The organism is Novosphingobium sp. fls2-241-R2A-195 (assembly GCF_030209485.1).
GTDB classification, from domain to species: Bacteria; Pseudomonadota; Alphaproteobacteria; order Sphingomonadales; family Sphingomonadaceae; genus Novosphingobium; species Novosphingobium resinovorum.
This window is the reverse complement of the sequence record NZ_JARVRY010000006.1, coordinates 298,189-324,351: the sequence shown is the minus strand read 5'-3', so window position 1 is coordinate 324,351 and position 26,163 is coordinate 298,189. Positions and strand designations below refer to the sequence as shown.

The window sequence follows — 26,163 nt, the reverse complement described above, 5'->3', positions numbered from 1 at the left end:
GATGCTACCAGCCTTGCGCTGGCCGACGAGCCGGGAGGGTAACGCCGGGGCGGTATCGGAAGGCCGGAACCCTGCGCGCAGGTGGGAAATGAGATACACGCTCGCTCATAACCTCTTGCATCCGATGCACTCCGGGCGTTCAATCCAGGGCAACGACGAGACTTGCAACGACAGACTGGGAGAGACCGGGATGCAGATGACGGGCGAGCAGCGGATCGCTGCACCCCGGCGCCAGGTGTGGGAGGCGCTCAACGATCCGGCCGTGCTGGCCCAGTGTATTCCGGGCTGCCAGAGCCTTGAACGGGACGGCGAGAGCGGCTTCCTCGCCGTGGCTGAAGTGAAGATCGGCCCCATAGGCGCGCGGTTCAAGGGCAACGTGACGCTGTCCGACCTCGACGCGCCCAATGGCTATACGATCACCGGATCGGGCAATGGCGGCATCGCGGGCTCGGCCAGGGGAGGGGCCAAAGTCCGGCTCTCCGACATGGAGGGCGGCGGCACGCTGGTTGCTTACGACGTGGAGGCCGAAGTCGGCGGGCGCATGGCGCAGCTCGGTGGGCCAATCATCGATGCGACGGCGAAGAGCCTCGCGGGCAAGTTCTTCGGCCGGTTCGGTGAGGTGGTGGGCGCAGGGGCACCGGTTTCGGCGGCACGAGATGCCGCTACGCCGCCGGAGGTCGCCGTGGGGGCGATCCCGGCGGTTTCGCATGAGCGCGGCACCGACGCATCGGGCGCATTGTGGGGCTGGGTGGTCGCGATCGTGCTGGCGCTGGTCGCCGGATACATGCTGGCGGCCACGGGATCGGCAACGATGGTAGTCGTGGCGGTCCTGCTGGTAATGACGGCCGCCGCGGCCTATGAAGCCGGGCGCCGGGGGTGGGGCTCATGAAGCCCGCGCCGTTCGACTACGTCCGCCCTTCCAGCGTCGAGGAAGCTTGCCGCGTGCTCGCCGAGGCGGGCGGCGGGGCTACGGTGATCGCGGGCGGGCAGACGCTGATGCCGCTGCTGGCTCTGCGCATGAGCCAGCCGTTCGTGCTCGTGGACATCAACGGGATCGCCGCGCTGAAAGGCGTGACGCGGGTGGAGGGTGGCACGCGGGTCGGCCCGGCGACGCGACAGGCCGATGCCTTGCGTGACGCGACGCTGGCGCGGCATCTTCCGGTCTTCGTCACCGCGCTCGGCCATGTCGGGCATTACCAGACACGCAATCGCGGGACGGTTGGGGGCTCGATCGCACTTGGGGAGCCGGCGGCGGAAATGCCCGCGACGGCGGTGGCGCTGGGCGCCCGGATCGAGATCGCCTCGGTGCGCGGCACCCGCACGGTCCCGGCGGACGAATTCTACCTCGGCCCCTACATGACCGTGCTGGAGCCGGACGAACTGGTGACCGGCGTGGTCTATCCCGACTGGCCGGACGGGCATCTGGTGCTGTTCCGCGAAGTGGCGCAGCGGCCGGGGGACTTCGCGCTCGTCGGCCTCGTCGGGGCGCTGGTGCTGGAAGGTGGTACGGTCTCGCGCGCCGGGATCAGCTGGTTCGGCATGGGGCCGACGCCGATCCGGGCGAAGCAGGTGGAAGCGGCGCTGGTGGGGACCGCGCTCGACCGGATCGACCCGCAAACGATGGCGCGCCTCGCCATCGCCGATACCGCGCCGTTCGACGACCATCACGCCAGCGCCGAATATCGCCGGACGGTCGGTGCACGCATCTTCGCGCGGGCACTTGCCGAAACGCTGGACCTCAGGAGCGCCGCATGAGCGAGCATCGCATCGACCTCACCGTCAACGGCCACCGCCACTCCGCCCGCGTCGAGGCGCGCACCGGCCTTGGCGAATTCCTGCGCGATACGCTCGGCTATACCGGCACGCACCTCGCCTGCGAGCATGGGGTCTGCGGGGCCTGCACGGTTCTGGTGGACGGCGTGGCCATGCGATCGTGCCTGATGCTGGCGGTGCAGGCGGACGGAGCGGAGCTTACCACCGTCGAGGGCCTCGCCGCGCCGGACGGCACGCTGCATCCGGTGCAACAGGCGCTGAAGGACAATTTCGGCCTGCAATGCGGCTTCTGCACGCCGGGCGTGGCGATGACACTGGCGGCCGTCACGCGCGATCATGAGGGGCCGGGGCTGGAGGAGGCGCTGACCAAAGCCATGTCCGGGCACTTGTGTCGCTGCACCGGCTATCAGGGCATCCGCCGTGCGATCCGCCAGCTCGCGGGGGCATCGGCATGAACATCGAGACGAAAATGGATGTGGGGGGCATCGGCGCCGCGCGCTACGTCGGCACGCGCCAGCCGCGCAAGGAGGACGGGCGGCTGCTCACAGGGCGGGGCCAGTTCACCGACGACGTGCGGGTGCCGGGGATGCTCCACGTCGCCTATGTGCGCTCGGCGGTGGCGCGGGGGCGGATCGTCTCGATCGACCTCGACGCTGCGCGCGAGATGCCGGGGGTCCACGCGATCTACACGCAGGCAGACCTCGCCGCCGTGCCGGTGACCTTCCAGACCTTCTTCTTCACCCCGGTCGAGGCGCCGGTGACCCTGCTTGCCGACGGGCGCGTCGCCTGCGTCGGCGATCCGATCGCGATGGTCGTCGCCGACAGCCGGGCGCTGGCGGAAGACGCCGCCTCTCTGGTCGAAGTGACGATCGAGGAGGAAGCGCCGGTCGTCACCATTGCGGATGCGCGGACCGGTGCGCTGGTTCACCCCGAACGCGACGACAACATCGCCGCCGAGATGGGCGACGAGGACACGCGGCTGGCGATCCAGCCCTTGCTCGATGCCTCGGCCCATGTCGTTACGACCCGCGTGCGTCACCAGCGCATCGCTCAGTCGCCGATGGAGGGGCGCGCCTGCCTCGCCTCTCCCGAGGGTACGAACGAGATGACGGTCTGGCTCGGCTGCCAGAGCCCGCACCTTGCGGCCCGCTGGATCGCGCTGGTGCTGGGGATGCCGACCGAGGCCATCCGCGTCATCGCAAAGGACGTGGGCGGCGGCTTCGGCCTCAAGAACATCCCGTGGAAGGAGGAGATGGCGGTCATCGCGGCGGCAAAGCTGATGCGCTGCCCTCTCAAATGGATCGAGGACCGCTTCGAGGCGCTGACCGCGTCCAGCCATGCGCGCGACCAGGACGTGACGCTCAGCGTCGGCTTCGACGCTGACGCCCGCCTGACCGCCGCGTGGTGCGACTATGCCTGCAACAACGGCGCCTGGCCCATGGGCGAGGACGCCAACATCGCCGTCCACATGTTCATGTGGCCTTGCTACAAGCTGCCCGCCTACGGCTTCGTCACGCGCGGGTGGTACACCAATACCATGGGGCTGGGCGCCTATCGCGGGCCGTGGGCGATGGAATCGCTGGTGCGCGAGACGCTGCTGGACAAGGCGGCGCGGCGCATCGGCGTCGATCCGGTGGAGCTGCGCCGCCGCAACCTGATCTACCTTCCCGACCAGCCGCACACCTCGACGCTGGGCATTCCGGTGGAGGACATCACGCCGGGCGAATGCCTCGAAAAGCTGGTCGCCAACGTGGATTTCCCCGCGTTCCGGCGCGAGCAGGCCGAGGCGCGCAAGGAGGGACGCTACCTCGGCATCGGCGTCGCGACCTATATCGAGCCCACCGGCGCGGCCGGTTCCATGGCGCCGATGACGGGCGAGACGGTCCACTTGCGGATCGAGCCGACCGGCAAGGTCGTCGCCATGCTCTCCACCCATTCGCAAGGCCACGGCACCGCGACGACGATGGCGCAGGTCATCGCCGAACAACTGGGCGTGCCTTACGAGGACGTCGCGGTCTACGAAGGCGACAGCGCCATTGGTGCCTTCTCCCCGGGCGCGGCGGGGAGCCGACAGGGTGTCATCGCGGGCGGCGCCACGTGGAAGGCGGCGCAACTGCTGGCAGAGAAAATCAAGTTCGTCGCCGCGCACTTGTCCAACGCCAGCGTCGAGACGATCACCATCGACGGGGGCATGGTCCACGTCGCCGGGGCGCCCGAGATGTCCCGCCCGCTGCGCGAAATCGCCGAGATCGCCTATGGCGAACCCGGCCGTCTGCCGTCCGGCCTCGCCACCGGGCTGGAGGCGCAGTACCGCTACCAGCCGCCACCGATGACCATGACCAGCGCCGCGCACTGCTGCATGGTCGAGGTCGATGCCGAGACCGGCTTCGTGAAGATCCTGCGCTGGATAAGTTCGGAGGACTGCGGCACCGTCATCAATCCCGGCGTGGTCGAGGGGCAGATCGCGGGCGGGCTGGCACAGGCGATCGGGCAGGTGCTGCTGGAGGACATGCCCTACGACGCGCGCGGCAATCCGCTGGCGGCGACGTTCAAGGACTACATGCTGCCGACGATCTTCGACGTGCCGGACTTCGAGTACCTCCACGCCAGTACGCCCTCGCAGACCATCGGCGGCATGCGCGGGGTGGGCGAGGGCGGCTGCATCATCGGCCCGCCGACTTTGGTGAACGCCATCGCCGATGCGCTCAGTCCGTTCGGTGAGATCGACGAACTCGTGCTGCCGCTGACGCCCGCGCGGATACTCGACGTGATCGAGCAGCGCGACGTTTCGGGCACGCGGGCGTCGGAGGGCGTGCCCGTAGCCGAGGTGGCCGCGCCGGTCGAGGCCGCGCCCGTGGCTCAGGTTTCCGGGATCGATGGCGACTGGAACATGGTGCTCAAGACGCCGATGGGGCCGCAGGCGATGGTGGCGCACTTCGATTGCGATGGCGACGCGGTCTCCGGCTGGCTCGAAGCGCCGGAGGGCAGGCAGGCCTTTGCGGGCGGGGTGCTGTCGGGCAATCAGCTGAAGTTCGAGATGAAAGTCGAGAAGCCGATGAAGATCACCCTGAAATACGACCTGACGTTCGATAGGCAGACGGTTTCGGGGAAGTGCAAGATGGGCATGTTCGGCTCGGCCAAAGTGACGGGTGAGCGTGGCTAGGAAAGGTCCACCCCCGGCCCCTCCCGCAAGCGGGAGGGAAGCAGGACGTGATTGCCCTCCCGCAAGCGGGAGGGCCGCGAGACCTGGCGATTTATCGCCTGGTCGCAGCGGGGTGGGCCTGCCTCACTTCACCTTGTACGCCGCGTAGACCGGAGGTGCGGCGCCGGTGCCGTCACGCGAAGACGGCGGAAACCGGTCCGCGATATCCGTGATCCCATACTCCCGCCCAAGCTCCGCGCCGATCACGGTGCGCCCGTTGTGCCGCATCATCTTAGGGTCATTCCAGAGCGCCCAGGCGAGGTGCCCGGTATAGCCCGCCGACTCCAGAGTGCCTTCCAGATGCGCGAAGCGTTCGGGCATCTGCTCCATCATCTGCATCAGCCGCTCGGTGGTGAGCGAGCCCATCCACACCGACACCGCCGCCACGTTCGCCCCGGCATCGGCGAAGTCCACGCCCATGTCGAAGGCCATCTTGTCCAGCCCCGCCTTGTGCGCCCCGTAGGCCGGGCCGAAGCAGTAGTGCATGGACCCCGGCGAGGACGTGAACAGCACCAGCCCCTTGTCCTGCGCGGCCATATGCCGCGCCGCATGCCATGTGGTGACGAAGCCGCTGCGCACGCCGATCGTGATCATGTTGCCGATCTCGACCGGCTTCTCCCAGAACTGGCCGGGGGCGGAGAGACTGTCGAGCACCGCGCAGGCATTGTTGACGAGGATGTCGATGCGCCCCTGTTCGGCGATGACCTGCTCGATCAGGGCCGCGACTTGCGCATCGTCTCCGCTGTCGCAGGCGACGGCGATGCCCCTGCCGCCCGCCTCGGTCACCTCGCGCGCGGTGGCGTGGATGGTGCCGGGCATGGAGGCGTCGCCCTCTTTCTGCGAGCGCCCGGTGACGTAGACCGTGCAGCCGTGCGAGCCGAGCGCCACGGCAATGCCGCGCCCGGCGCCGCGACTGGCGCCGGTGACGATGGCGGTCGCGGGGGCGATGGGAGGCAGGACGGATGATTTACTCGCCATTGTTTCTCTCTCCCCCGCTTCCCATCCTTGCGTCATTGCGAGCGTAGCGAAGCAATCCAGGGCAGTTTTGCGCCGCTCTGGATTGCTTCGCTACGCTCGCAATGACGAAGCAAGATGTCAGCCTATGTGGTCTGCTTGGCAACGCGCGCTCACCGATCACCGCCGCAGCGATCAACTGCTGGCGTCCTTCACCGTCTCCATCGCCACGAACGTGGACGTGCTGGCGACATGCGGCAGGCTGGAAATCTTTTCCCCCAGCACCATCCGGTAGCGGCGGATGTCGGCCGTGCGCACCTTGAGCAGGTAGTCGAAGCTGCTGGCGATCATGTGGCATTCCTCCACTTCGGGAATGCGGCGCACGGCGCGGTTGAACTCGGTCAGCGCGCTTTCGCGGGTGTCGGACAGCTTCACTTCGGCGAAGGCGACGTGATCGAGCCCGAGGCTGGCGGGATCGACCACCGCGCGAAACCCCCGGATCACGCCGCTTTCCGTCAGCCGCCGCAAGCGTACCTGGCACGGAGTTTTCGACATGCCGACCGCCTTGGCAAGGTCGGTCACGGTGATCCGGCCATCGGAGCGCAGGACCGCGATGATCTTGCGGTCCAGTTCGTCCAGTTCGACCGGTTGAGCGCTCTTTGCCATGCGATATGCCTTCAATGGGGAGTCAAAAAAGTCGAACCGGATCTTTCCGTGCCGTTGAAAAGGCAGAACGACAAGCGCGAATCGGCTAGCATCGCTTGCATGACCACGCCCGCCCTCTCGCCTTTTGGCCAGTTCGCTCCTGCTGTTCGCCCGATGACCCCGCTGCGCCGCGCTATCGCCGATGCGCGCCGCCGGGATGAGGCCGAGTGCCTTGCCTCGCTGCTGGGCGCCGCGACGCTGGATGCGGACCTGAAGGCCAAGGTGCGCGAGACGGCCACCGCGCTCGTCACCACGCTGCGTGCCAATCACAAGGGCACCGGGGTCGAGGGACTGGTGCAGGAATATGCGCTCTCCAGCCAGGAGGGCGTGGCGCTGATGTGCCTTGCCGAAGCGCTGCTGCGCATTCCCGACCACGCCACCCGCGACGCGCTCATCCGCGACAAGATCGCCGACGGCGACTGGAGCGGGCACCTCGGCGGCGGCAAGTCGCTGTTCGTCAACGCGGCCACATGGGGACTAGTGGTGACCGGCAAGCTGGTCGGCTCGGTGGACGACAAGGGCCTCGGCGCGGCGCTGACCCGCCTCGTCGCGCGCGCGGGCGAGCCGGTGATCCGGCGCGGCGTGGACCTTGCCATGCGCATGATGGGCGAACAGTTCGTCACCGGCGAAACGATCGACGAAGCGGTCAAGCGCGCGAGGGAACTGGAAGCGAAGGGCTTCCGCTATAGCTACGACATGCTGGGCGAGGCGGCCACGACCGCCGCCGATGCACGTCGCTACTATGCCGACTACGAGAACGCGATCCATGCCATCGGCAAGGCGTCTGCGGGCAAGGGCATCTACGAGGGCCCCGGCATCTCGATAAAGCTCTCGGCGCTGCATCCGCGCTATGCCCGCGCGCAGGCGGCACGCGTGATGGGCGAACTGCTGCCCGACGTGAAGGCGCTGGCGCTGATGGCCAAGAGCTACGACATCGGCTTCAACATCGATGCCGAGGAAGCCGACCGCCTCGAACTCTCGCTCGACCTGCTGGAAAGCCTCGCGCTCGATCCGGAACTGGCGGGCTGGGACGGCCTCGGCTTCGTGATCCAGGCTTATGGCAAGCGCTGCCCCTTCGTGATCGACTGGATCGTCGATCTTGCCCGCCGCGCCGGTCGCCGGATCATGGTGCGGCTGGTCAAGGGCGCCTACTGGGACGCCGAGATCAAGCGCGCGCAAGTGGACGGCCTTGCCGACTTCCCGGTCTATACCCGCAAGGTCCATACCGACGTGTCCTACGTCGCCTGCGCCCGCAAGCTGCTCGCGGCGCCCGACGCGGTGTTCCCGCAGTTCGCCACGCACAACGCGCAGTCGCTGGCGACGATTTATCGGCTCGCAGGCCCGGACTTCGCTGTCGGCCAGTACGAATTCCAGTGCCTCCACGGCATGGGCGAGCCGCTCTATTCGCAGGTTGTCGGGGCCGACAAGCTGAACCGCCCCTGCCGCATCTACGCGCCGGTCGGCACGCATGAGACGCTGCTCGCCTACCTTGTGCGGCGCCTGCTGGAGAACGGCGCGAACTCCTCGTTCGTCAACCGCATCGCCGATCCTGCGGTGCCGGTGGAATCGATGGTCGCGGATCCGGTGGAAGTCGTGCGCGCCATGCCTCGCCCCGGTGCGCGCCATGATCTGATTGCCGCGCCTTGCGGCCTCTATCCGGACCGCCGCAACTCCGACGGCATCGACCTGACCGATGAGATCGCCCTCGAAGCTCTGGCGACGGCGCTGGCAGCTTCGGCAACGGCGCAATGGACCGCGGCACCGGAAGGCGCGAAGGGAGAGGGCCGTCCGGTCCGCAACCCGGCCGACCATCGCGACGTGGTCGGCACCGTGATCGAACTCGCACCCAGCGAGGCGGCCGCTGCGGTCGCCCGCGCTGCCGCCTCGAACTGGAGCATGGTCCCGGTCGATCAGCGCGCCGCCATGCTCGAACGCGCGGCAGATGCGATGCAGGATCGCATGCCCGTGCTCATGGGGCTGGCCATGCGCGAGGCGGGAAAATCCGCACCCAATGCGATTGCCGAAGTGCGCGAGGCGATCGACTTCCTGCGGTACTACGCCAAAGCGGCCAGGGATACCTTAGGTGCCGTTAAGGCACCTTTGGGTGCCGCCGTGTGCATCTCGCCGTGGAACTTTCCGCTGGCCATTTTCACCGGGCAGATCGCGGCGGCGCTGGTCGTGGGCAACCCGGTCCTAGCCAAGCCGGCCGAGGAAACCCCGCTGATCGCTGCGGAATCCGTACGCATCCTCCACGAAGCGGGCGTCCCCGTCGATGCGCTGCAGTTCATGCCGGGCGGCGGCGACCTCGGCGCTGCGCTGGTCGCTGCGCCCGGGACGGCGGCGGTGATGTTCACCGGCTCCACCGAAGTCGCGCGCCTGATCCAGCGCCAGTTGGCGAGCCGACTTTCGCCGGAAAACCGCCCGATTCCGCTGATTGCCGAGACCGGCGGCCAGAACGCGATGATCGTTGACAGCTCCGCGCTGGCCGAGCAGGTGGTGGCGGACGTCATCGCCTCGGCCTTCGACAGCGCGGGCCAGCGCTGCTCCGCACTGCGGGTGCTGTGTCTGCAGGAAGACGTTGCCGACCGGACACTGGCGATGCTGCGGGGCGCGCTGGCCGAACTGAAGGTGGGCAACCCGGACCGCCTCGCCATCGACATCGGCCCGGTCATCACCGCCGAGGCCCAGGCCAACATCGATCGCCACGTCGAGACGATGCGCGCCAAGGGCTGCCGCGTCGAACAGGTTGCATTGGGTAAGGGCGCGGAAAACGGCACTTTCGTCGCTCCCACCATCATCGAGATCGCCGGCATCGATCAGTTGGAACGCGAGGTCTTCGGCCCGGTCCTGCACGTCGTGCGCTTCCGTCGCGACGACCTCGGCAAGCTGGTCGAAAGCATCAACGCGACCGGCTACGGCCTGACCTTCGGTCTCCACACGCGCCTCGACGAGACGGTGGCGCGCGTGACCGGCGCGGTTCGGGCGGGCAATCTCTACGTCAACCGCAACACCATCGGCGCCATCGTCGGCGTGCAGCCCTTCGGCGGGCGTGGGCTTTCCGGGACCGGACCAAAGGCAGGCGGGCCGCTATACCTCGGCAGGCTCACCCGGCAGGCTCCGCAGGTCCTAACGCCACCCGAAGAAGCGCCCATGTTGCTGACGGTCTTTGCGGACTGGCTGGACAAGCATGGCGAGCCCGCTGCCGCCGGTCGCGCGCGTGACCTCGGCCGCTCTTCGGCGCTGGGTTTCGAGGCCGTGCTTCCCGGCCCGGTCGGCGAGCGTAACCTCTATGCCCTCCACCCGCGCGGCCGCATTCTCCTGCGACCGGCCACCCGCGAAGGTCTGCTGGGCCAGATGGCGGCGGTTCTGGCGACAGGCAACACTGCGACGGTGGAAGGCATGGACTTGCCTGAAGGTCTGCCCGCGAAGATCGCCGCGCGCTTCCATGCCAATCCGGGCGAGTTCTTCGCTGCGTGCCTCGTCGAAGGGGACGTTCAGGCGGTGCGCGGGGCGTGCGACTCGGCGGCGAAACTGCCGGGGCCGATCGTGCCGGTCCACGTCTGGACCGGGCATGACACTGGACCAAACGGGGCGTGGCTGCTGGAGGAAGTATCCACTTCCATCAACACCACGGCTGCCGGAGGCAACGCCAGCCTCATGATGATTGGCTGATTCGGTCGGCAAACTATTGTGAAAACACGTAATGCCCCGCCGCATTTCGGCGGTGGGGCTCGTGCTGTCGTAAACGGGCAACAATCCGCCGGAATCCGCGAAACCTGTACCAAAGACTGAGATTAGTCTCGTTGCGACCACACCGCGTTGGATTACAATGCAGGCGGGAGTAGGACATATGGGCAGACTGATCGTCGATGCCGCCTCGAGCCTTGATGGCTTCTGGGCTGATGCTCGCGGACGGAGCGTGTTTTGCACCTCCGAACTGCATGGTTCGGGCTTGTCCGGCAAACTGGACAAGGTCTGCGGCGCGGTGGTCATGAGCCGCCGGTCCTTCGAACTGTCCGAGGATACCGGATGGATCGCGGATGCCTATTCAGGAAAAACCCCAGTCTTCGTCGTGACCGATGCGCCTCTGGCAATTCCCTTGCTCGGGGAGTTTCATTTCGTCCCCACTTATGCCGAGGCTTTCGCCGCCGCGCAGGATGCAGCCGGGGACAGCGCGGTTCTCGTTGTTGGAGAGGCCGGTGCGGTCAATGCCGCTCTACGTTCCGGCCATGCGGATGAAATCTGGCTGCGGATGATGTCGCGCACGCTGGGTAACGGCGCCGCGCTGTTCGAAGACGACATCCCGGTCGAGAACTACTTCGTGTCCGAACTCGATACCACGGCGGATGCCGTCCACATGCATCTCGAGCGCAAGCTGGAGGCCTGACCTTTAAGCGGGGCAGGGCTGCAGCGTCTCGCGCTTGTGCAGCGAGATGGTGACCAGGAATACCGCAAGACCGCCCAGCGCCAGGCAGGCGCCGATCCAGCCGGTCGAGGTCAGCCCAAGACCGGCCGAGATGGCCATGCCGCCCAGCCACGGACCGATGGCGTTAGCCGTATTGAAAGCACTGTGGTGCGCGGCGGCGGCGAGCGCCTGCGCGTCTCCGGCCACGTCCATCAGGCGCGTCTGCAGGATCGTGCCGAGCCCGCCGCTGAAGCCGATCAGCAGCACTACGATGCACAGGGTCCAGATATTGCCCGCCATCAGCGAGAACAGTGCAAGCGACACAGCGCTGAACAGCAGGGCGCAGATGGCAGCCTTGGTCTGCGCCCGGTCGGCGACCCAGGCCCAGAACAGGTTGCCCACTGTCATGCCGACGCCGAAGATCGCCAGTACGGCGGGGACGAGCTTTTCCGAAACGTGCGTGACCTCGATCATGGTCGAGGCGACGTAAGTGTAGACGCAGAACAGTCCGCCGAAGCCGATCGCACCGGTCAGCAGGGTCAGCAACACTTGCGGGCGGCGAAGCGCGCCGAGTTCGCGCAAGGGGCTCGCGCTCTCGTCGGCGGGCTGGTGCGGGGCGTAGAGCGCGACGAGCGCCATCGTCAGGATCGCGAGGCCGGAAACGACTGCGAAGCCGCTGCGCCAGCCGATTGCCTGCCCCAGCCAGTTGGCGGCGGGGACGCCGATGATCGTTGCCACCGTCAGGCCCGACATGACCATGGCGACCGACTGTGCGCGCTTGTTCGCGGGCACCATCGATGCGGCGACGAGGGCGGCGATGCCGAAGTACGCACCGTGCGGCAGGCCGCTGACGAAGCGGCACAGCAGCAGCAGGTCATACGTCTTGGCCAGCGCGGAGATGCCGTTGCCGATGGCGAACAGTGCCATCAGGCCGATGAGCAGGCGGCGGCGCTCGATCTTGGCGGCAAGCACGGCGATGACCGGCGCACCGACCACCACGCCCAGCGCATAGGCACTGATCGCGTGACCCGCCTGCGGCTCGGTCAGGCCGAGATCGCGGGCGAAGAAGGGCACGAGGCTCATCGCCGCGAACTCGGTGGTGCCGATGGCGAATGCACCCATCGCAAGCGCAAGGATGACGAGCGCGGGGTGAGTCGCGCGGGTGGAGGCGGAAGGGGGCTGAGTCATGTTGCGTTGCAACATAGAAACAAAGGCGCGGTCAGGCTAGCTACCTGGCGGTGCAAATTCCGCAACATCGCGGTGAATAAGCTGCATCGCGGGTTGCAGGGGCCGCATTCGGACGTTTGCCGGGACCGCTCCGGCACTGTAGGGCCTTCGCGATTTCACGCAATTCAGGCAGACCCATGGCCCGCAAATATTCCAAGCACGGACCCTACGAAGACCTGCATCGGGAGGAGGAGGAGGAAGCTCCGGCCAAGGCCGTGCCGTGCTGGCTTTGCGGCCGGCCCACGGGCGAGACCATCGTGTGGCATCACCCGGTGCCCAAGAGCCGCGGCGGGCGCGACGTCGTGCCGATGCATCCGATCTGCCAGCAGACGGTCATCGCGAACTTCACGAACTCCGAACTCCAGCGCTTCGGTACGGACGTGGACGCGCTGTTGATTTACCCGAACATCCGCAAATTCGTGGACTGGGTGGCGAAGAAAGACCCCGATTTCAACGCGGCGATCACCAAGAAGCAGCGGTGAGACGGTTGGTGGGGCGTTGTTACCCACCCCGCTGCGACTAAGGCCTTCGGCCCAAGTCTCGCTGCCCCTCCCGCAAGCGGGAGGGGAAAGGCGCGTCAGCCCTCCCGTGTGCGGGAGGGCCGGGAGGCTTGGGAGCGAAGCGAACTAGCCGGACGGGGTGGGCTTCGACGCCAACCCCGGCCGCCTCAGAACACCGGATCGAAGCCCGGGGGCAGTTCGCTGGCCGGGCCGCTCTTGTCCTTGCTGCCGGGGACGTGGATGCCGCATTCGGTCTTGTCCCAGCCCTTCCAGCGACCCGAGCGCGGGTCTTCGCCCTGCGCGACCTTGCTGGTGCAGGGCATGCAGCCGATCGAGGGATAGCCTTCCGCTACCAGCGGATGCGCGGGTAGTTCGTGCTCGGCGATGTAAGCGGCGAGACGCTCGGCCGACCAGTCGATCAGCGGGTTGATCTTCAGGCGGCCCTGCGCGTCCGTCGTGTCGATCTCGAAGCGCGGCAAATGCGAGCGGGTCGAGTTCTGGAACGACTTGCGGCCGGTGAAAGACGCATCGTAATGCGCCAGCGCCTTGGCGAGCGGCTTGACCTTGCGGATCTCGCAGCAGCCGTCGGGGTCCCACGACCAGCGCAACCCGTTCTCGTCCTTCTTGGCGATTTCCGCCTCATCGGGGACGAGGTTGATCAGGTTGGTCAGGCCGAGGCGCGTGATCAGGGTGTCGCGATAGGCCAGCGTCTCGGGGAAGTGCTTGCCCGTTTCGAGGAACAGCACCGGCACGCTGGGGTCCACGCTCGCGACGAGGTGGAGCAGTACCGCGCTTTCCGCGCCGAAGCTGGAAACGATTCCCACATCGCCCGCCATTCGCTCCTTCAGCAGCGTCTCGAGCATCTCGCTCGTGTCGGTGCCGCGGAACAGGCGGTTGAGACGCACCGCATCCGCCTCGGTGAACCGGGCGGAAGTGTCGATGCGGTCCCTGATACGGTCTTCGTTTTCAGCTTCGGTACGGAACATAGGGATATCCCTTCTGGCCCTTCGGGGCTTACGCCGGGTGGCGCTTGGCCCAGATGGCCTGCCTGCCGTCGATCGCGGTGGCCTGGTATACGTTGTCCCACCGCTCGAAGGCGTTCTTCGCATCGGTGGTATTGAGCGCCTTGTCGGGCGCGAAGGCATCGAAGCCGCAGCGGCGCATGTGATGCAGCATGTCGATCACCAGATCGCCCACGCCGCGCAGCTCGCCGGCATAACCGGCTTCACGCAGGATGCGGGCGGCGGAGTAGCCGCGCCCGTCGGTCCACGCCGGGAAGTTGACTTCCACCAGCGCGATCCGGTCGAGGTAGGGCAGCAGCGCGCGGGCATCCTCGCCCGGCTCGATGCGCACGGCGGTGGCGTTCGACTGTTCGGAGAACGCATCCACGGTGACGGCGGGGTCATTGACGGCCTCGTCGTCACGGAAGCGGAACTGGACGTCAACCATAGATGGCCTCCTTGAACGGGTCCATGCCGATACGGCGATAGGTGTCGAGGAAGCGCTCCTCGCCCTGCTTGTTGGCGAGATAGACTTCGGTGGCCTTTTCGATCGCGTCGACCACGCCGTCCTCGGTGAAGCCGGGGCCGATGATCTTGGCGAGCGAGGTGTCCGCGCCCTCGCTGCCGCCGAACAGGAGTTGGTAGTTTTCCAGACCCTTCTTGTCGACGCCGAGGATGCCGATGTGGCCCGCGTGGTGGTGGCCGCAGGCGTTGATGCAGCCCGAGATCTTGAGCTTCAGCTCCCCGATCTCGGCCTGCTTCTGCGCCGAACCGAAGCGCTCGGAAATCTTCTGCGCGACCGGGATCGAACGGGCGTTCGCAAGGCTGCAGTAGTCGAGGCCGGGGCAGGCGATGATGTCGCCCACGGTGTCGAGGTTGGCAGTGGCGAGGCCCGCTTCGTCGAGCGCCTGCCAGATGGTGTAGAGGTCGGCCTTCCTGACGTGCGGCAGGACGATGTTCTGGGCGTGGGTGACGCGCAGTTCGTCGAACGAATACTCGGTGCCCAGCTTCGCCATCAGGCGAATCTGGTCGGCCGAGGCATCGCCGGGGATACCGCCCACGGGCTTGAGGCTGATCGTCGCGATGACGTAACCGGGAACCTTGTGTGCGGTGGTGTTGCGCTCCACCCAGAGGCGGAAGTCGGGATCGGTGAGGTCCAGATCGTCGGACAGGCCCGTTTCGAAGGCGGGATCGACGAAGTGCGCCTTGATGCGTTCCAGCTCGGCGAGCGGCGGCTCGATCGGCTGGGTCAGCAGGTGCGCGAACTCCTCCTCGACCTGGCGGACATATTCGTCGCGGCCCAGTTCGTGGACAAGGATCTTGATGCGCGCCTTGTACTTGTTGTCGCGGCGACCGTAGCGGTTGTAGACGCGCAGGCACGCTTCGGAGAAAGTGATGAGCTGGTCCAGCGGCACGAATTCGCGGATCAGCGGCGCGATCATCGGGGTGCGGCCCATGCCGCCACCGGCGTAGAACTGCGCGCCGATTTCTCCGGCGTCGTTACGCACCATCTTGATGCCGATGTCGTGCAGGCGCATCGCCGCGCGGTCGGTCTCGGAGGCGATCACGCAGATCTTGAACTTGCGCGGCAGCACCAGGAATTCCGGGTGGAAGCTGGACCACTGCCGCAGCAGTTCCGCATAAGGACGCGGATCGATGATCTCGTCGGCGGCGGCACCGGCGAACTGGTCCGAGCTGATGTTGCGGATGCAGTTGCCGCTGGTCTGGATCGCGTGCATCTCCACCTTCGCCAGTTCGGCGAGGATGTCGGGCGTCTCTTCCAGCTTGATCCAGTTGTACTGGATGTTCTGGCGCGTGGTGAAGTGGCCGTAGCCGCGGTCGTACTTGTCCGCGATGTCACCCAGAAGGTGCATCTGAGCGCCGCTCAGCGTACCGTAGGGCACCGCGACGCGCAGCATGTAGGCATGGAGCTGGAGGTACAGGCCGTTCTGCAGGCGCAGCGGCTTGAACTGGTCCTCGGTCAACTCGCCCGAGACGCGGCGGCGCACCTGGTCGCGGAATTCCTCGACCCGCACATCGACCATCTGCTGGTCGTATTCGTCGTACTTGTACATCAGATCACCCAGTTCAGAGCGGCGGGGTCGGACGGCTTCAGCGTCAGGTCGAGGCGTACGGTCGGCCCAAAGGCGCGGATGCGCTCCTTGATGTGCGCGGGGCGCACGCCTTCATCGGTCTTCTCGCCATCGACGACATAGGCTGCGAAAACGTTCTGCACGCCCTCTTCCCGTGCGATGATCGCAGCCCCGTTGTCGCCGACATCGGCGCTGTCGTTCACGTCGAGCGACCAGCCATGGCCGGTCCACCAGACCACGGCCCCGCTCTTCAGGTCGTTGCCCGTCAGGATTTTCACTGCATTGCCTCCAGCGCCAGGGCGCGAATGGTGTTGTCGGCCGAGTCCCCATCCGAGTCAGGGGCGCCGGCGGCGACCGAGCCGATAACGATAAGCGCGGGGCTTTGCACCTTCTGACTTTCGACAAGATGCGCAAGACCGGCCAGCGGCGCGCGCAGAACCCGCATGTCGGCGCGGGTGGCCTTCTCGATAATTGCCACGGGCACGTCGGGGGCGAGGCCATCGGCGATGAGCTTTTCGGAGATCTGCGCGGCGGTGGCGATGCCCATGAAGATCACCAGCGTGCGGCCCTTGCCGGCAAGGCCGGACCAGTCCTGCTCGGACAGGCCCTTGCACTGGCCCGCCACGAAGCTGACGATCGAGGCATGGTCGCGGTGAGTGAGGGGGATCTGCGCAGCGGCCGAAGCGCCCAGCGCCGAGGAGATGCCAGGCACGACCTCGACCCGGACGCCCGCCGCGTGGCAGGCTTCGGCCTCTTCGCCGCCGCGCCCGAACACGAAGGGATCGCCGCCCTTGAGGCGGACGACATCGTTGCCGGCCAGCGCCTCGCGCACGAGGAGCGCGTTGATGTCCTCCTGCTTCATGGTGTGGCGCGAGCGGGCCTTGGCGACCGAGACCAGCTTTGCCGTAGGCCGGGCCATCGCCAGGATCGCGGGATCGACGAGACCGTCGTGGACCACCAGCGATGCGCTCATCAGAAGGCGCGCGGCGCGCAGGGTCAGCAGGTCCGGATCGCCGGGGCCGGCGCCCACAAGGTACACCTTGCCCACGCGGGGCATCTTGGAGGGATTCGCGGTCATGGTGTGGCGCAAATGGGCGCGATGATCGCCGGATGCCAGCCATAATGGCTTTGAGGGGGCTAAGGGGAGCTTTACGGCTGGTCGGATTGCCGCGTTTCCAAGGGAGTTCACAGAAAATTACGCATGACTTCGGTGCTTCATTAGTCCCGGCTCTAACCGAATCTTAACCTAACTTGTGGACGTTCGCCTCACACATGGAGGTGGACTGATGCCCATTGCGGCCCATTTTGAAGCGCCTGAAGCAAACGGTCGCCCGCGTGCGGAGCGTCGACGCCTGTTGCTGGAGACGCAAGGGGCGCTGGAATCGGGCGAGCACATGAAGGTTGTGCTGCACAATTTCTCCGAAACTGGTGTGCTGCTTGAAAGCAAGGTCGAACTCGAGATCGGCGAAGTGTTGGACCTCGATCTGCCGGAAGCGCCGCATGCGCGCGCGCGGGTAATCTGGGCGAGTGGTTCGCTTTACGGCTGTGCCTTCGATGCGCCTATCCCCAGCGCGACCTTGCGGGCGGCGCAGCTTCGCAGCGCTGTGCAGACCGAACTCGGGCTGGGCGCTGCGCCTGCGCCGATGGGCCCGGGTGCGATCGGCGGGGAGAGCCTGGGTGAGCGGCTTCATCGCCTGCGCAAGCTGCGGGGGCTGACACAAGGCGAACTGGCCAGTCGCCTTGGCGTGTCCAAGCCGACCGTGTGGGCCTGGGAGCAGGGGCGTGCCCGTCCGATCGAGGAGCGTCTGGACGCGATCGCCGAGGCGCTCGGGGTCGAGCCCGCGGAATTGCGGCCGAGTCGCACGGTGCCCGGCCTGACCGACCTTATCTCCCGCTGCCGGGACCAGATCGCGGCGGCCGTGGAAACGACGCCGGACAAGGTCCGCATCATGATCGAACTGTAAAGCGGCGTTCTGCCGCTTCATTTCTGGCCACTGTTGGGCCGCCCAATTCGAGGGGTAATGCAGCCAACCTACATCGGCAGAATTTCGTATTTCCTATGATACCCTTAAGTGGTAAATAGAATTTTATGAATTTTATGGCGTAAGTTGTGTTAACTAATAAAACTAACATCCGTTTATAGTTAATAAAATATCTATGGTTAATGATATTAATTTTATCTGCGGAGTGTTTTACTCAAATCTTCAGGCGCAGATTCTAGGTGGCCCAAAGGGTCGCTGAAGGTCAGGTCGAGGCAGGCACCGGGACGTAGTCGGCATGGGCATGAACTTCACATTTCAGGAAAGCTCGGTCCTTTACGGGATGCTCGCCGAGAGTTCGACCGACGTGATCCTCAAGACTGATCCCAAGGGTTTCATCGTCCACGCCACCCCGGGAATCGTCGAACTGGGCCACCGCGAGCCGGCGCGTTCCGATGGAGGAGCACTGGTCGGCCCGCACCTCCTCGACCTCGTCGCGCCTGAGGCCAAGCAGCAGATTTCCAAGGCCCATGCCCGTGCGATGGCAGGTGAGGATATTGACTGGATAGAGTTTCCGGCTCTGACCCGGGACGACCGCAAACGCTGGTTCGAGCTGCGCTTGCGCGCTCTGCTGCGGCATGACGGAGCGCCTTACGGCGTGCTAGGCGTCATGCGCAACGTCGATGAAATGCGCTCGCTCAGCGAACGGCTGTTCACCGCGACCTATACAGATCCGCTGACGGGGCTTACCAACCGCACGGCGTTCATCTCGATGCTGGAGCATATGCTCGATACCCGCATGGAGGGGTGCCTTGCGCTCTTCAGCATCGATTTTTTCCGCACGATCAACATGCAACACGGCCAGAGCGTCGGTGACGAGGTTCTGACGGTGTTCGCCGATCTCCTGCGTGAACTGCTTCGAACTGAGGACATCATCTCGCGTATCGGCTCGGAACGCTTCGCCGTGATCCTGCCGCGGGTAACCGCTGTCGAGGCGGAAGGGATCTGCCGCCGTGTGGTCACGACGCTTTCTGAACTCAAGCAGACGATCGGTGACGGCAGTTTCGCGATGACGGCCAGCGCCAGCGTCGCTCGTGTCGGAACCAGCCTCGATTCTACGATCGAGCGAGCCGAGATGGCGCTGTTCGTCGCCAAGGCCAAAGGTCGCAATCGGCTGGAAATGGAAAAGCCCGTCCGTCTTGCGGTAGGCTGAGAATACCCGGAAAAAAGAGGGGCAGCATCGTTGCCGGTGCCGCCCCTTTCGTCAGGTTGTGGTTACGGTCAGTTCAGCAGCCCGGCATAGCGATCAAGCGCGGCCAACGGCCCTTCCGGCCAGCGCGACAGCACCAGCAGGCGCTTGTGCCCGCCGCCGATGGCGAGCTCGTCGGTCACGCCCATGCCGCCATGGAACTGGATCATCTCGTGCCCCAGCGTCACCGAGGCTTCGGCGATGTAGGCTCGCGCGCCGTGGACGGCGTTTGCGAACTCGTCGCTGCCCCAGGATACGAGCGCAAGGTTGAGCAGCGCGCGGCTCTGCTCGATCACGGCATACTGGGCGACCATGCGGTGCTGGATCGCCTGGAAGGAGCCCAGTGCAGAGCCGAACTGGTCGCGCGTACGCAGGTAATCGATGGTTTCCGCGAAGATCCGTTCCATGATCCCCAGCGCTTCGGCACTGCGGGCAAGGGCGGCGAGATCGCTGGCTGCGGCAATGGCGGCAAGTCCGTCGTCGCTGAGCTTGTTGCCGGAGGGCACGATCACGTCGCCGAGTTCCAGCGAGCAGGCCACGCTGCCGTCCGCCATGTGCCAGTCGTGGGCAGAGATGCCGGGGCTGGCCGCGGGCACGAGGAACAGGGCGACACCTGCATTATCGCCGGGCTCGCCGGATATGCGCGCCGAAACGATGTAGCCGTCGGCACCGCCCCCGGCGACGCAATAGGGCTTGGAGCCGGTCAGCTTCCAGCCGTCTCCCGTAGTGGTCGCCGTGGTTTCCACCCAGTCGAGCCCGCCGCGTGCGCTGGCCTCGGCATGGGCGAGTGCCAGGCGCTTGCTGCCGGTCAGCAGATCATCCAGCCAATCGCCCTGAAGCGATGCCGGGGCCGTGGCCGCGAAGAGGCGGCCGGCCATGACCACTGATTCCGCGAGCGGTTCGACCACCAGCCCCCGACCCAGTGCCTCGAAAACGGTGGCAATTCCGGTCGCATCGAGACCCAATCCGCCCATTTCTTCGGGGAAGGGGGCTGCGATCAGGCCGAGTTCGCCGAGCAGTTCCCAGTTGGCGCTCGAAAAGCCGTTGGGCTCCGCCAGAAAGGCGCGGCGGCTGTCATGATCGTAATGGTCGGTGACGAAGCGCTCGGTCAGGGCCTTGAGCATTTCCTCGTCTTCGCTGAGGTCGAAATTCACAGTCCACTCCCGCAGGGATGTTCCCCCTTTGAGTGGCGGTTCTATCACCAGCAGGCCGCCTGTTACCGCTGGGCAAAAGGCTAGTCATAAAAACGCGGTAATTCCGCGCTTCAAGCGATTGTGCCCCCGGAGTCAGGGGGCTAAGGAAGAGCCTCGAGAGGACATCAATGCAACTTCTGTCACAGGAAAACATCGACGCCGTCCGCGTGACGTCGCCGGAAGGCATCCGCCCCGCAGCCGAGGCCCTGCATCGCATCGCCATGGAATGCGGCATGCGGGCCGCGCCCGCGCACGACATTGCCGACAAGCGCACGCCGGTCGATGCCGATGGCAACCTGCTCGCCACGGAAGTCTTCGGGTGGGAAGACGGCGACCGCGTCTGGTGGCGCAATTCTCGCATTGCCCTCGACAGTCCGCTGACTACCGCGTGCCGGTTCGAAAGCCAGCCGTTCTGGGCCAATGCGGAAGGTTTCCGCACGCTGGAGCGCAACGCCTACCTGTCCTCCATCGACATCGCCAATTTCGAGACGCGCTCGCTGACCCGCGCGGCGATCGGCGTGCCGGTTCACTTGCCGTTCGGCCAGATCGGCGCCGTAAGCTTCAACCCGCTCGATCGCGACAAGACCGATCTTTCGGAAGACTTCGCGCGCTATTCGGACGCGCTGGGTCTTTATGCGCGCACGTTCATCGCGACCTATGTGCAGGTCATGGGTTCGACGCAGGCACTGCCGCCCGAATCCCGCCTCTCCAAGCGCGAGGTCGAGTGTCTGCGCTGGGCTGCGATCGGCAAGACCGATCTGGAAATCAGCATGATCATGTCGCGTAGCCGCGCGACGGTGCGCTTCCACATTCACAATGCCGCGACCAAGCTGAACGCGGTCAACCGTAGCCAGACCGTCTTCAAGGCGGCGCAGCTGGGCTACATTTCTCTCCAGAACTGACGTAGCGTTTTGAAATAACGATGATTTATGAATGTCGGCGAGGCATCGCCGGCACGCTTTGCGTTACCCTCTTTCCCAAGCCGAATTTCTTGTTACACTCGGCTTACAACATAACGAGAGAGGGATGCCCGTGGAACGCAAGATGCATACGGCCTTGCTATTCAAGCTTCTGGTGATTTTTGCCGCCTTTGCGGCGCTTTTTGCTCCGCTACGTTCGTGGATACTGAATTCGGTGGGGTTTTAGGCCGTAAAGGGGCGGGCGACGCATCGCGCTGAGCGATGGTCGCCACCTTTGATCCTCTGAAGGATCAGCGTTCTTCCAGCATCAGCTTCGCCCCGCGCAGGCCCACGGCCATGGCCGGCGCGTTCGTATTGCCGGTGACATGCCACGGCATCACCGAGCAATCGGCTACGCGCACGCCCTGAACCCCGTTTACCCGCAGGCGCGGATCGACCACGGCATCCGGGTCCGAGCCCATGCGGCATGAGCGGATGGCGTGGAGCCCGCAACTCGACAGGCGGCGGAACATGGCGAGCACATCCTCGTCACTCTCTACTTGCGCACCGGGCACGAGTTCCTCGCCGACCATGTTGGCCAGCGGTCCCGCTCGGACATAGTCGCGCATGGACCGGACGAGGGCGATCGCGGACTTGCGATCATGCTCGGTCGTCAGGAAGTTGTGCAGGATTTCGGGTGCATCGCTGGCTTTGGGACCGGTCGCGCGTACGCTGCTCTCGCTGGTGAGGCGCAGCAGCTGGCCGTAGATGGTGACGCCGGGCTTGGGGTCGATCTTGTCGAGCGGCACCGGATCCTTGTCGTCGCCGACCTTGAAGGTGTAGCCGCCGAGGTAGAACTGCGCGTCCGTCCGGCCGTCGGGATGGGCGACGTTGCAGAAGGCGCCGACCTCGAACGGCCCGGTCGCCAGCACGCCGTCGCCGCGCAGCAGGTAGCGCAGCATGGCGAAGGCCGCGCCGATGCCGAAGAAGCTCTTGTTCGTCCCCTTGCCGTGGTCCAGCCGGAAGGGGATCGAGAGCGAGAGGTGCTCGATCATCTTCTCGCCTACGTCCGGTGAGTGCGCGACCAGCGGGATGCCCGCCGCAGCCAGCCGCGCCGCATCGCCGATGCCGGAGCGCTGGAGGAGCAGCGGGCTTTCCATCGCGCCCGCGCTGACGACGATCTCTCCGCCTGCGGTCAGGGCGAAGTGCTCGGGCTTGCCGTTCACCGTGGCGTCGAGGCCCACGGCGCGGGTGCCGTCGAAGACGATGCGATCCGCCATCGCGCCGGTGACGACGGTGACGTTCGCCCGCTTGCGCGCCGCCGCCAGATACGTGCGTGCCGAGGAATCGCGCTTACCCTTGCGGATGTTGTGGCTGTAATAGCCGACGCGCGGGCCGGGGGTGCCGTTGAGATCTTCCACCCGGCGCAGGCCCTGCGATTCGCCTGCCTCGATCATGCGTTCCGCCAGTGGGTAGGTGTAACAGGCCGGGTCCACCCGGACGAGGCCGCCGCTGCCGCGCATGGGCGCAGGGCCGGCCTTGTGGTCCTCCAGTTCCTTGAACGCCTCGGTCATGCTGGCGCCGTTCCAGCCGGTGGCGCCGGCCTCGGTTTCCCAGGCGTCGTAGTCGGCCGGTTCGCCCCGGCTCCAGATCATGCCGTTGATCGAGGAGGAGCCGCCGAGTCCCTTGCCGCGAATCCAGACCTCGCCCGCGCCTGGATCATTGGCGCCGGGGTCGCGGGGCTGCGCGACGTGATAGGCCCACATGTGCTCGGGCTTCTTGACCAGCTTGGCGACGCCCTTGGGCAGCGTGACCCAGAAGTTGTCGTTCTCGCCGCCCGCCTCCAGCACCAGAACCTGCGCGCGGTCGTCCGCGCTGAGGCGTTCGGCCATGACGCAGCCCGCGCTGCCAGCGCCGACGATGATGTAGTCCCACTGCTTCGGCATGTCTGTTTCTCCCGGGGCCATGCCTCGCACGAACTAGCGCAATGGCTATCCTATCGTTTTGGTGAGTCACAAATGCTGCGGGGACGCGCTTAAACCGATTCCATGACCGGGCCTGACCAACGGGCCGAGCGATCTGAGGATTGGGCCAGAGGATTGAGAACGTGATGAAACCGATAGCCGATGGCCTGTTCACCGAAGAGACGCCCCCGCGTCTGCTCGGCGGCAAGGACCGGGAAACCGGCCGGATCGTCTTCCCGTGCCCGACTTCGCCGACTTTCGAGCCGGTGCCGCTGGCGAGCGAGGGCACCTTGTGGTCCTACACCGTGCAGCGCTTCCGCCCGAAGTCGCCGCCTTACGCCGGACCGGAGGCGTTCGCGCCGTGGGTCGTGGCCTATGTGGAACTGCCGGGGCAGGTGATCGTCGAGGCGCGGCTGAACGACGTCGCGTTCGAGGACGTGAAGGTCGGCATGCCGGTGCGCTTCGCGCCGTCGCCGCTGAACCCGGACCTCTCGGACAGCCCCTATATCCCCGCCTACGTACCTGTATCGGTTTCGGCAGCAGGAGACGCAGCATGAGCGGCGACGTGTGCATCGTCGGCATCGGCATCCACCGCTTCGGGCGGACCGATGGCCTGTCCGGCGTCGATCAGGGCGTCTATGCCGTGCGCGAGGCGCTGGCCGACGCGGGCGTGGAGTGGCCGCAGGTCCAGTTCGCCTATGGCAGCTCGGATGCGGCGGGCAATCCGGACACGATGGTCGATCGCCTCGGCCTGACCGGCGTTCAGTTCATCAACGTGCGCAACGGCTGTGCGGCGGGCGGATCGGCGCTGTTCTCGGCGCAGATGGCGATCAAGTCGGGCGAGTTCGACCTCGGCCTCGCGGTTGGCTTCGACAAGCACCCGCGCGGCGCCTTCAATGCGCTGCCGAGCGAATACAACCTGCCGGACTGGTACGGCGAAGTCGGCCAGATGGTGACGACGCAGTTCTTCGCCGCCAAGATCATGCGCTACATGAGCCTGTTCGGCATCTCGCAGAAGACGCTGGGACTGGTTTCGGAAAAGGCGTTCCGCAACGCCGTCCACGCGCCGCATGCGTGGCGCCGCCAGCCGGTGTCGCTGGAGGAAATCCTCGAAGCGCCGCTGGTGAGCGATCCCTATACCAAGTACATGTTCTGCTCGCCGGCAGAAGGCGGCGTGGCGCTGATCCTCGCCAGCGAGAAGAAGGCGCGCGAACTGGGCAAGCCGCTGATCCGGCTCAAGGCCGCGACCATGCGCACGCGCCCGCCCGCCAGCTTCGAAGTCTTTGCGCCGAGCGTCGACGTGGTGGCCGATGACAGGGCCCCACGCGGAACCGCCTCGCGCATCGCCTCGGCCGATGCCTATCGTCTTGCCGGGATCGGCCCGGGCGACATCGACGTCGCCCAGCTTCAGGACACCGAAGCGGGCGCCGAACTGATGCACATGGCCGAGAACGGCTTCTGCGCCGATGGCGAGCAGGAGCAGTGGTTGGCCGAGGGCCGCACCGAGTTGGGCGGTGCGCTGCCCGTCAACACCGACGGCGGCTGCCTCGCCTGTGGCGAGCCGATCGGCGCATCGGGTCTGCGCCAGGTCTACGAAAACGTCGTGCAACTGCGGGGAGACGGCGGCGGCCGTCAGGTGCCCAATGCGCCCAAGACGGCATACAGCCATGTCTACGGTGCCCCGGGCGTCTCTGCAGTCACCATTCTGGAACGCTGATGGATATCGAACTTTCCCCTCAAGACGCTGCCTTCCGCGATGACGTCCGCGCCTTCCTGCGCGACAATCTGCCTGCCGAGGTGAAGGCAGGCGCGGCGGCTACCCCGTCCGTCTTCGTTGAGCCGGAGATCGGACAGGCGTGGAACGCGGTGCTCAACAAGCAGGGCTGGCTCGGCTACCAGTGGCCCGCCGAGCATGGCGGCACCGGCTGGACCCCGTTGCAGCGCTACCTGTTCGAGAAGGAATGCGCCGCCGCCGGCGCGCCGAACCTGACGGTGCTCGGCCTCAAGCTGCTCGCCCCGGTGATCTACAACTTCGGCACCGATGCCCAGAAGGCTGAGGTTCTGCCGCGCATCCTCTCGGGCGAGGACTACTGGTGCCAAGGCTTTTCCGAGCCGGGCGCCGGGTCCGACCTCGCCAGCCTCAAGACCCGCGCCATTCGTGAGGGCGACCACTACCGCGTCAACGGCTCCAAGATCTGGACCACCCACGCGCACCACGCCAACCGCATGTTCACGCTGGTGCGCACCAACACCGAGGTGAAGAAGCAGGCGGGCATCTCGTTCCTGCTGATCGACCTCGACAGCCCCGGCGTCTCGGTGCGCCCGATCCTGACCAACGCGGGCGACCACGAGGTCAATCAGGTGTTCCTTGAGGACGTCATGGTCCCCGCCGAGAACCTCGTCGGCGGCGAGGGTGATGGCTGGACGATCGCCAAGTTTCTGCTTGAAAATGAACGCGGTGGTTCTTGCCACGCGCCCAAGCTCGGCTACGATCTCGACCAGATCGAAGCCGCCGCGAAGGACGAGAGCGATGGGAAGGGCGGTATCCTCGCCGACCAGACCGACTGGCGCCGCCGCGTGGCGAAGGCGCGTCTCTCGGTCAACGCGCTGGAGATGATCGAACTGAAGATCATCTCGGAGATCGCCAAGGGCCGCAAAGCCGGACCGCAGACCTCGCTGACCAAGCTGCTGGCGTCCAATCTGCGGCAGGAGATCGATCTGCTGGCGGTGGACCTCTACGGCCCCGCCGGCCTCCAGCTGGAAACCGCGCGCCCGCTCTATGGCGACAACGCGCCCGCCGCCGTCCATTCCAAGGCCGCGCAGGTCGCCTCGGCCCGCTATCTCAACAGCCGCGCGTGGACCATCTTCGGCGGCACCAACGAAGTCCAGAGCACCATCATCGCCAAGTCGGTGCTGGGTCTGTGAGCATTCTCCTCCACCCTTCCTCGTCATTGCGAGGCCCGCAGGGCCGCGGCAATCCAGAGCGGCATGGCTCCGCCCTGGATTGCTTCGCTTCGCT

The 26,163-nt window shown here is 66.2% G+C and carries 23 protein-coding genes; 13 read left to right on the top strand and 10 right to left on the bottom strand.

Annotated features, from left to right (window positions below; all coding sequences use genetic code 11):
• The first annotated feature begins 190 nt into the window (after positions 1 to 190).
• From QRN25_RS06865 to QRN25_RS06850, 4 genes are read left to right on the top strand one after another with little or no spacing between them, the layout of a single operon-like run.
• Positions 191 to 889 (top strand): SRPBCC family protein, encoded by a 699-nt coding sequence (locus QRN25_RS06865; protein WP_285018182.1) that lies wholly within the window; start codon positions 191 to 193, stop codon positions 887 to 889.
• Positions 886 to 1,755 (top strand): FAD binding domain-containing protein, encoded by an 870-nt coding sequence (locus QRN25_RS06860; RefSeq protein ID WP_285018181.1) that lies wholly within the window; start codon positions 886 to 888, stop codon positions 1,753 to 1,755. The genes QRN25_RS06865 and QRN25_RS06860 overlap by 4 nt, the downstream gene beginning before the upstream one ends.
• Positions 1,752 to 2,228, top strand: a complete 477-nt coding sequence (locus tag QRN25_RS06855; RefSeq protein ID WP_271181777.1) for a (2Fe-2S)-binding protein — start codon at positions 1,752 to 1,754, stop codon at positions 2,226 to 2,228. Before QRN25_RS06860 ends, QRN25_RS06855 begins: the two co-directional genes overlap by 4 nt.
• Positions 2,225 to 4,936: a xanthine dehydrogenase family protein molybdopterin-binding subunit gene (locus QRN25_RS06850; RefSeq protein WP_285018179.1), complete on the top strand. Its 2,712-nt coding sequence runs from the start codon at positions 2,225 to 2,227 to the stop codon at positions 4,934 to 4,936. The genes QRN25_RS06855 and QRN25_RS06850 overlap by 4 nt, the downstream gene beginning before the upstream one ends.
• A 123-nt stretch (positions 4,937 to 5,059) precedes the next feature.
• Here the strand turns inward: QRN25_RS06850 and QRN25_RS06845 are convergent, their stop codons facing one another.
• Positions 5,060 to 5,953 carry an SDR family NAD(P)-dependent oxidoreductase gene (locus QRN25_RS06845; protein WP_285018178.1) on the bottom strand — a complete coding sequence of 298 codons (894 nt, stop codon included), beginning with the start codon at positions 5,951 to 5,953 and terminating at the stop codon, positions 5,060 to 5,062.
• A gap of 171 nt (positions 5,954 to 6,124) precedes the next feature.
• Positions 6,125 to 6,595, bottom strand: a complete 471-nt coding sequence (locus QRN25_RS06840) for an Lrp/AsnC family transcriptional regulator (protein WP_285018177.1) — start codon at positions 6,593 to 6,595, stop codon at positions 6,125 to 6,127.
• A 99-nt stretch (positions 6,596 to 6,694) separates the two neighbouring features.
• Between QRN25_RS06840 and putA the strand changes: the two genes are divergently transcribed.
• Complete coding sequence (gene putA / locus QRN25_RS06835) at positions 6,695 to 10,306, top strand: trifunctional transcriptional regulator/proline dehydrogenase/L-glutamate gamma-semialdehyde dehydrogenase (protein ID WP_502910425.1); 3,612 nt, start codon at positions 6,695 to 6,697, stop codon at positions 10,304 to 10,306.
• A gap of 178 nt (positions 10,307 to 10,484) precedes the next feature.
• Positions 10,485 to 11,021, top strand: a complete 537-nt coding sequence (locus QRN25_RS06830; protein ID WP_271181773.1) for a dihydrofolate reductase family protein — start codon at positions 10,485 to 10,487, stop codon at positions 11,019 to 11,021.
• A gap of 3 nt (positions 11,022 to 11,024) precedes the next feature.
• On the opposite strand, the gene QRN25_RS06825 is transcribed toward QRN25_RS06830, so the two are convergent.
• Positions 11,025 to 12,227: an MFS transporter gene (locus tag QRN25_RS06825; protein WP_271181772.1), complete on the bottom strand. Its 1,203-nt coding sequence runs from the start codon at positions 12,225 to 12,227 to the stop codon at positions 11,025 to 11,027.
• A gap of 176 nt (positions 12,228 to 12,403) precedes the next feature.
• On the opposite strand from QRN25_RS06825, the gene QRN25_RS06820 reads away from it, so the two are divergent.
• Positions 12,404 to 12,748: a hypothetical protein gene (locus tag QRN25_RS06820; protein ID WP_285018175.1), complete on the top strand. Its 345-nt coding sequence runs from the start codon at positions 12,404 to 12,406 to the stop codon at positions 12,746 to 12,748.
• Between the two features lie 185 nt (positions 12,749 to 12,933).
• On the opposite strand, the gene QRN25_RS06815 is transcribed toward QRN25_RS06820, so the two are convergent.
• From QRN25_RS06815 to cobA, 5 genes are read right to left on the bottom strand one after another with little or no spacing between them, the layout of a single operon-like run.
• The gene (locus QRN25_RS06815) at positions 12,934 to 13,752 is read right to left on the bottom strand and encodes a phosphoadenylyl-sulfate reductase (protein WP_285018174.1); all 819 of its coding nucleotides are present in this window, start codon (positions 13,750 to 13,752) and stop codon (positions 12,934 to 12,936) included.
• Between the two features lie 28 nt (positions 13,753 to 13,780).
• Positions 13,781 to 14,215: a DUF934 domain-containing protein gene (locus QRN25_RS06810; protein WP_008829551.1), complete on the bottom strand. Its 435-nt coding sequence runs from the start codon at positions 14,213 to 14,215 to the stop codon at positions 13,781 to 13,783.
• Positions 14,208 to 15,842 carry a nitrite/sulfite reductase gene (locus QRN25_RS06805; RefSeq protein ID WP_285018173.1) on the bottom strand — a complete coding sequence of 545 codons (1,635 nt, stop codon included), beginning with the start codon at positions 15,840 to 15,842 and terminating at the stop codon, positions 14,208 to 14,210. Before QRN25_RS06805 ends, QRN25_RS06810 begins: the two co-directional genes overlap by 8 nt.
• A complete protein-coding gene (locus QRN25_RS06800) occupies positions 15,842 to 16,138 on the bottom strand; it encodes a DUF2849 domain-containing protein (protein ID WP_069707433.1) in 297 nt (98 codons plus the stop codon). The genes QRN25_RS06805 and QRN25_RS06800 overlap by 1 nt, the downstream gene beginning before the upstream one ends.
• Positions 16,135 to 16,938, bottom strand: coding sequence for a uroporphyrinogen-III C-methyltransferase (cobA, locus tag QRN25_RS06795; RefSeq protein ID WP_285018171.1), 804 nt, complete (start codon positions 16,936 to 16,938; stop codon positions 16,135 to 16,137). Before cobA ends, QRN25_RS06800 begins: the two co-directional genes overlap by 4 nt.
• A gap of 208 nt (positions 16,939 to 17,146) precedes the next feature.
• Here cobA and QRN25_RS06790 point away from each other — a divergent pair, with 208 nt between their 5' ends.
• Together QRN25_RS06790 and QRN25_RS06785 are read left to right on the top strand one after the other, a co-directional pair.
• Positions 17,147 to 17,824, top strand: a complete 678-nt coding sequence (locus tag QRN25_RS06790; RefSeq protein WP_271181767.1) for a helix-turn-helix domain-containing protein — start codon at positions 17,147 to 17,149, stop codon at positions 17,822 to 17,824.
• Positions 17,825 to 18,143: 319 nt separating this feature from the next.
• Complete coding sequence (locus tag QRN25_RS06785) at positions 18,144 to 19,052, top strand: GGDEF domain-containing protein (RefSeq protein ID WP_271181766.1); 909 nt, start codon at positions 18,144 to 18,146, stop codon at positions 19,050 to 19,052.
• Positions 19,053 to 19,120: 68 nt separating this feature from the next.
• Here the strand turns inward: QRN25_RS06785 and QRN25_RS06780 are convergent, their stop codons facing one another.
• Positions 19,121 to 20,242: an acyl-CoA dehydrogenase family protein gene (locus QRN25_RS06780; protein ID WP_271181765.1), complete on the bottom strand. Its 1,122-nt coding sequence runs from the start codon at positions 20,240 to 20,242 to the stop codon at positions 19,121 to 19,123.
• A gap of 167 nt (positions 20,243 to 20,409) precedes the next feature.
• Between QRN25_RS06780 and QRN25_RS06775 the strand changes: the two genes are divergently transcribed.
• The gene (locus QRN25_RS06775) at positions 20,410 to 21,183 is read left to right on the top strand and encodes a helix-turn-helix transcriptional regulator (RefSeq protein ID WP_008829544.1); all 774 of its coding nucleotides are present in this window, start codon (positions 20,410 to 20,412) and stop codon (positions 21,181 to 21,183) included.
• Positions 21,184 to 21,491: 308 nt separating this feature from the next.
• On the opposite strand, the gene QRN25_RS06770 is transcribed toward QRN25_RS06775, so the two are convergent.
• The gene (locus QRN25_RS06770; protein WP_285018170.1) at positions 21,492 to 23,126 is read right to left on the bottom strand and encodes a GMC family oxidoreductase; all 1,635 of its coding nucleotides are present in this window, start codon (positions 23,124 to 23,126) and stop codon (positions 21,492 to 21,494) included.
• A 164-nt stretch (positions 23,127 to 23,290) separates the two neighbouring features.
• Here QRN25_RS06770 and QRN25_RS06765 point away from each other — a divergent pair, with 164 nt between their 5' ends.
• The 3 genes from QRN25_RS06765 to QRN25_RS06755 are packed head-to-tail and all read left to right on the top strand — an operon-like array spanning position 23,291 to position 26,069.
• Positions 23,291 to 23,701 (top strand): Zn-ribbon domain-containing OB-fold protein, encoded by a 411-nt coding sequence (locus QRN25_RS06765; protein ID WP_285018317.1) that lies wholly within the window; start codon positions 23,291 to 23,293, stop codon positions 23,699 to 23,701.
• Positions 23,698 to 24,861 carry a thiolase family protein gene (locus QRN25_RS06760; protein WP_285018168.1) on the top strand — a complete coding sequence of 388 codons (1,164 nt, stop codon included), beginning with the start codon at positions 23,698 to 23,700 and terminating at the stop codon, positions 24,859 to 24,861. Before QRN25_RS06765 ends, QRN25_RS06760 begins: the two co-directional genes overlap by 4 nt.
• The gene (locus QRN25_RS06755) at positions 24,861 to 26,069 is read left to right on the top strand and encodes an acyl-CoA dehydrogenase family protein (RefSeq protein ID WP_285018166.1); all 1,209 of its coding nucleotides are present in this window, start codon (positions 24,861 to 24,863) and stop codon (positions 26,067 to 26,069) included. The genes QRN25_RS06760 and QRN25_RS06755 overlap by 1 nt, the downstream gene beginning before the upstream one ends.
• The last annotated feature ends 94 nt before the right edge of the window (positions 26,070 to 26,163 follow it).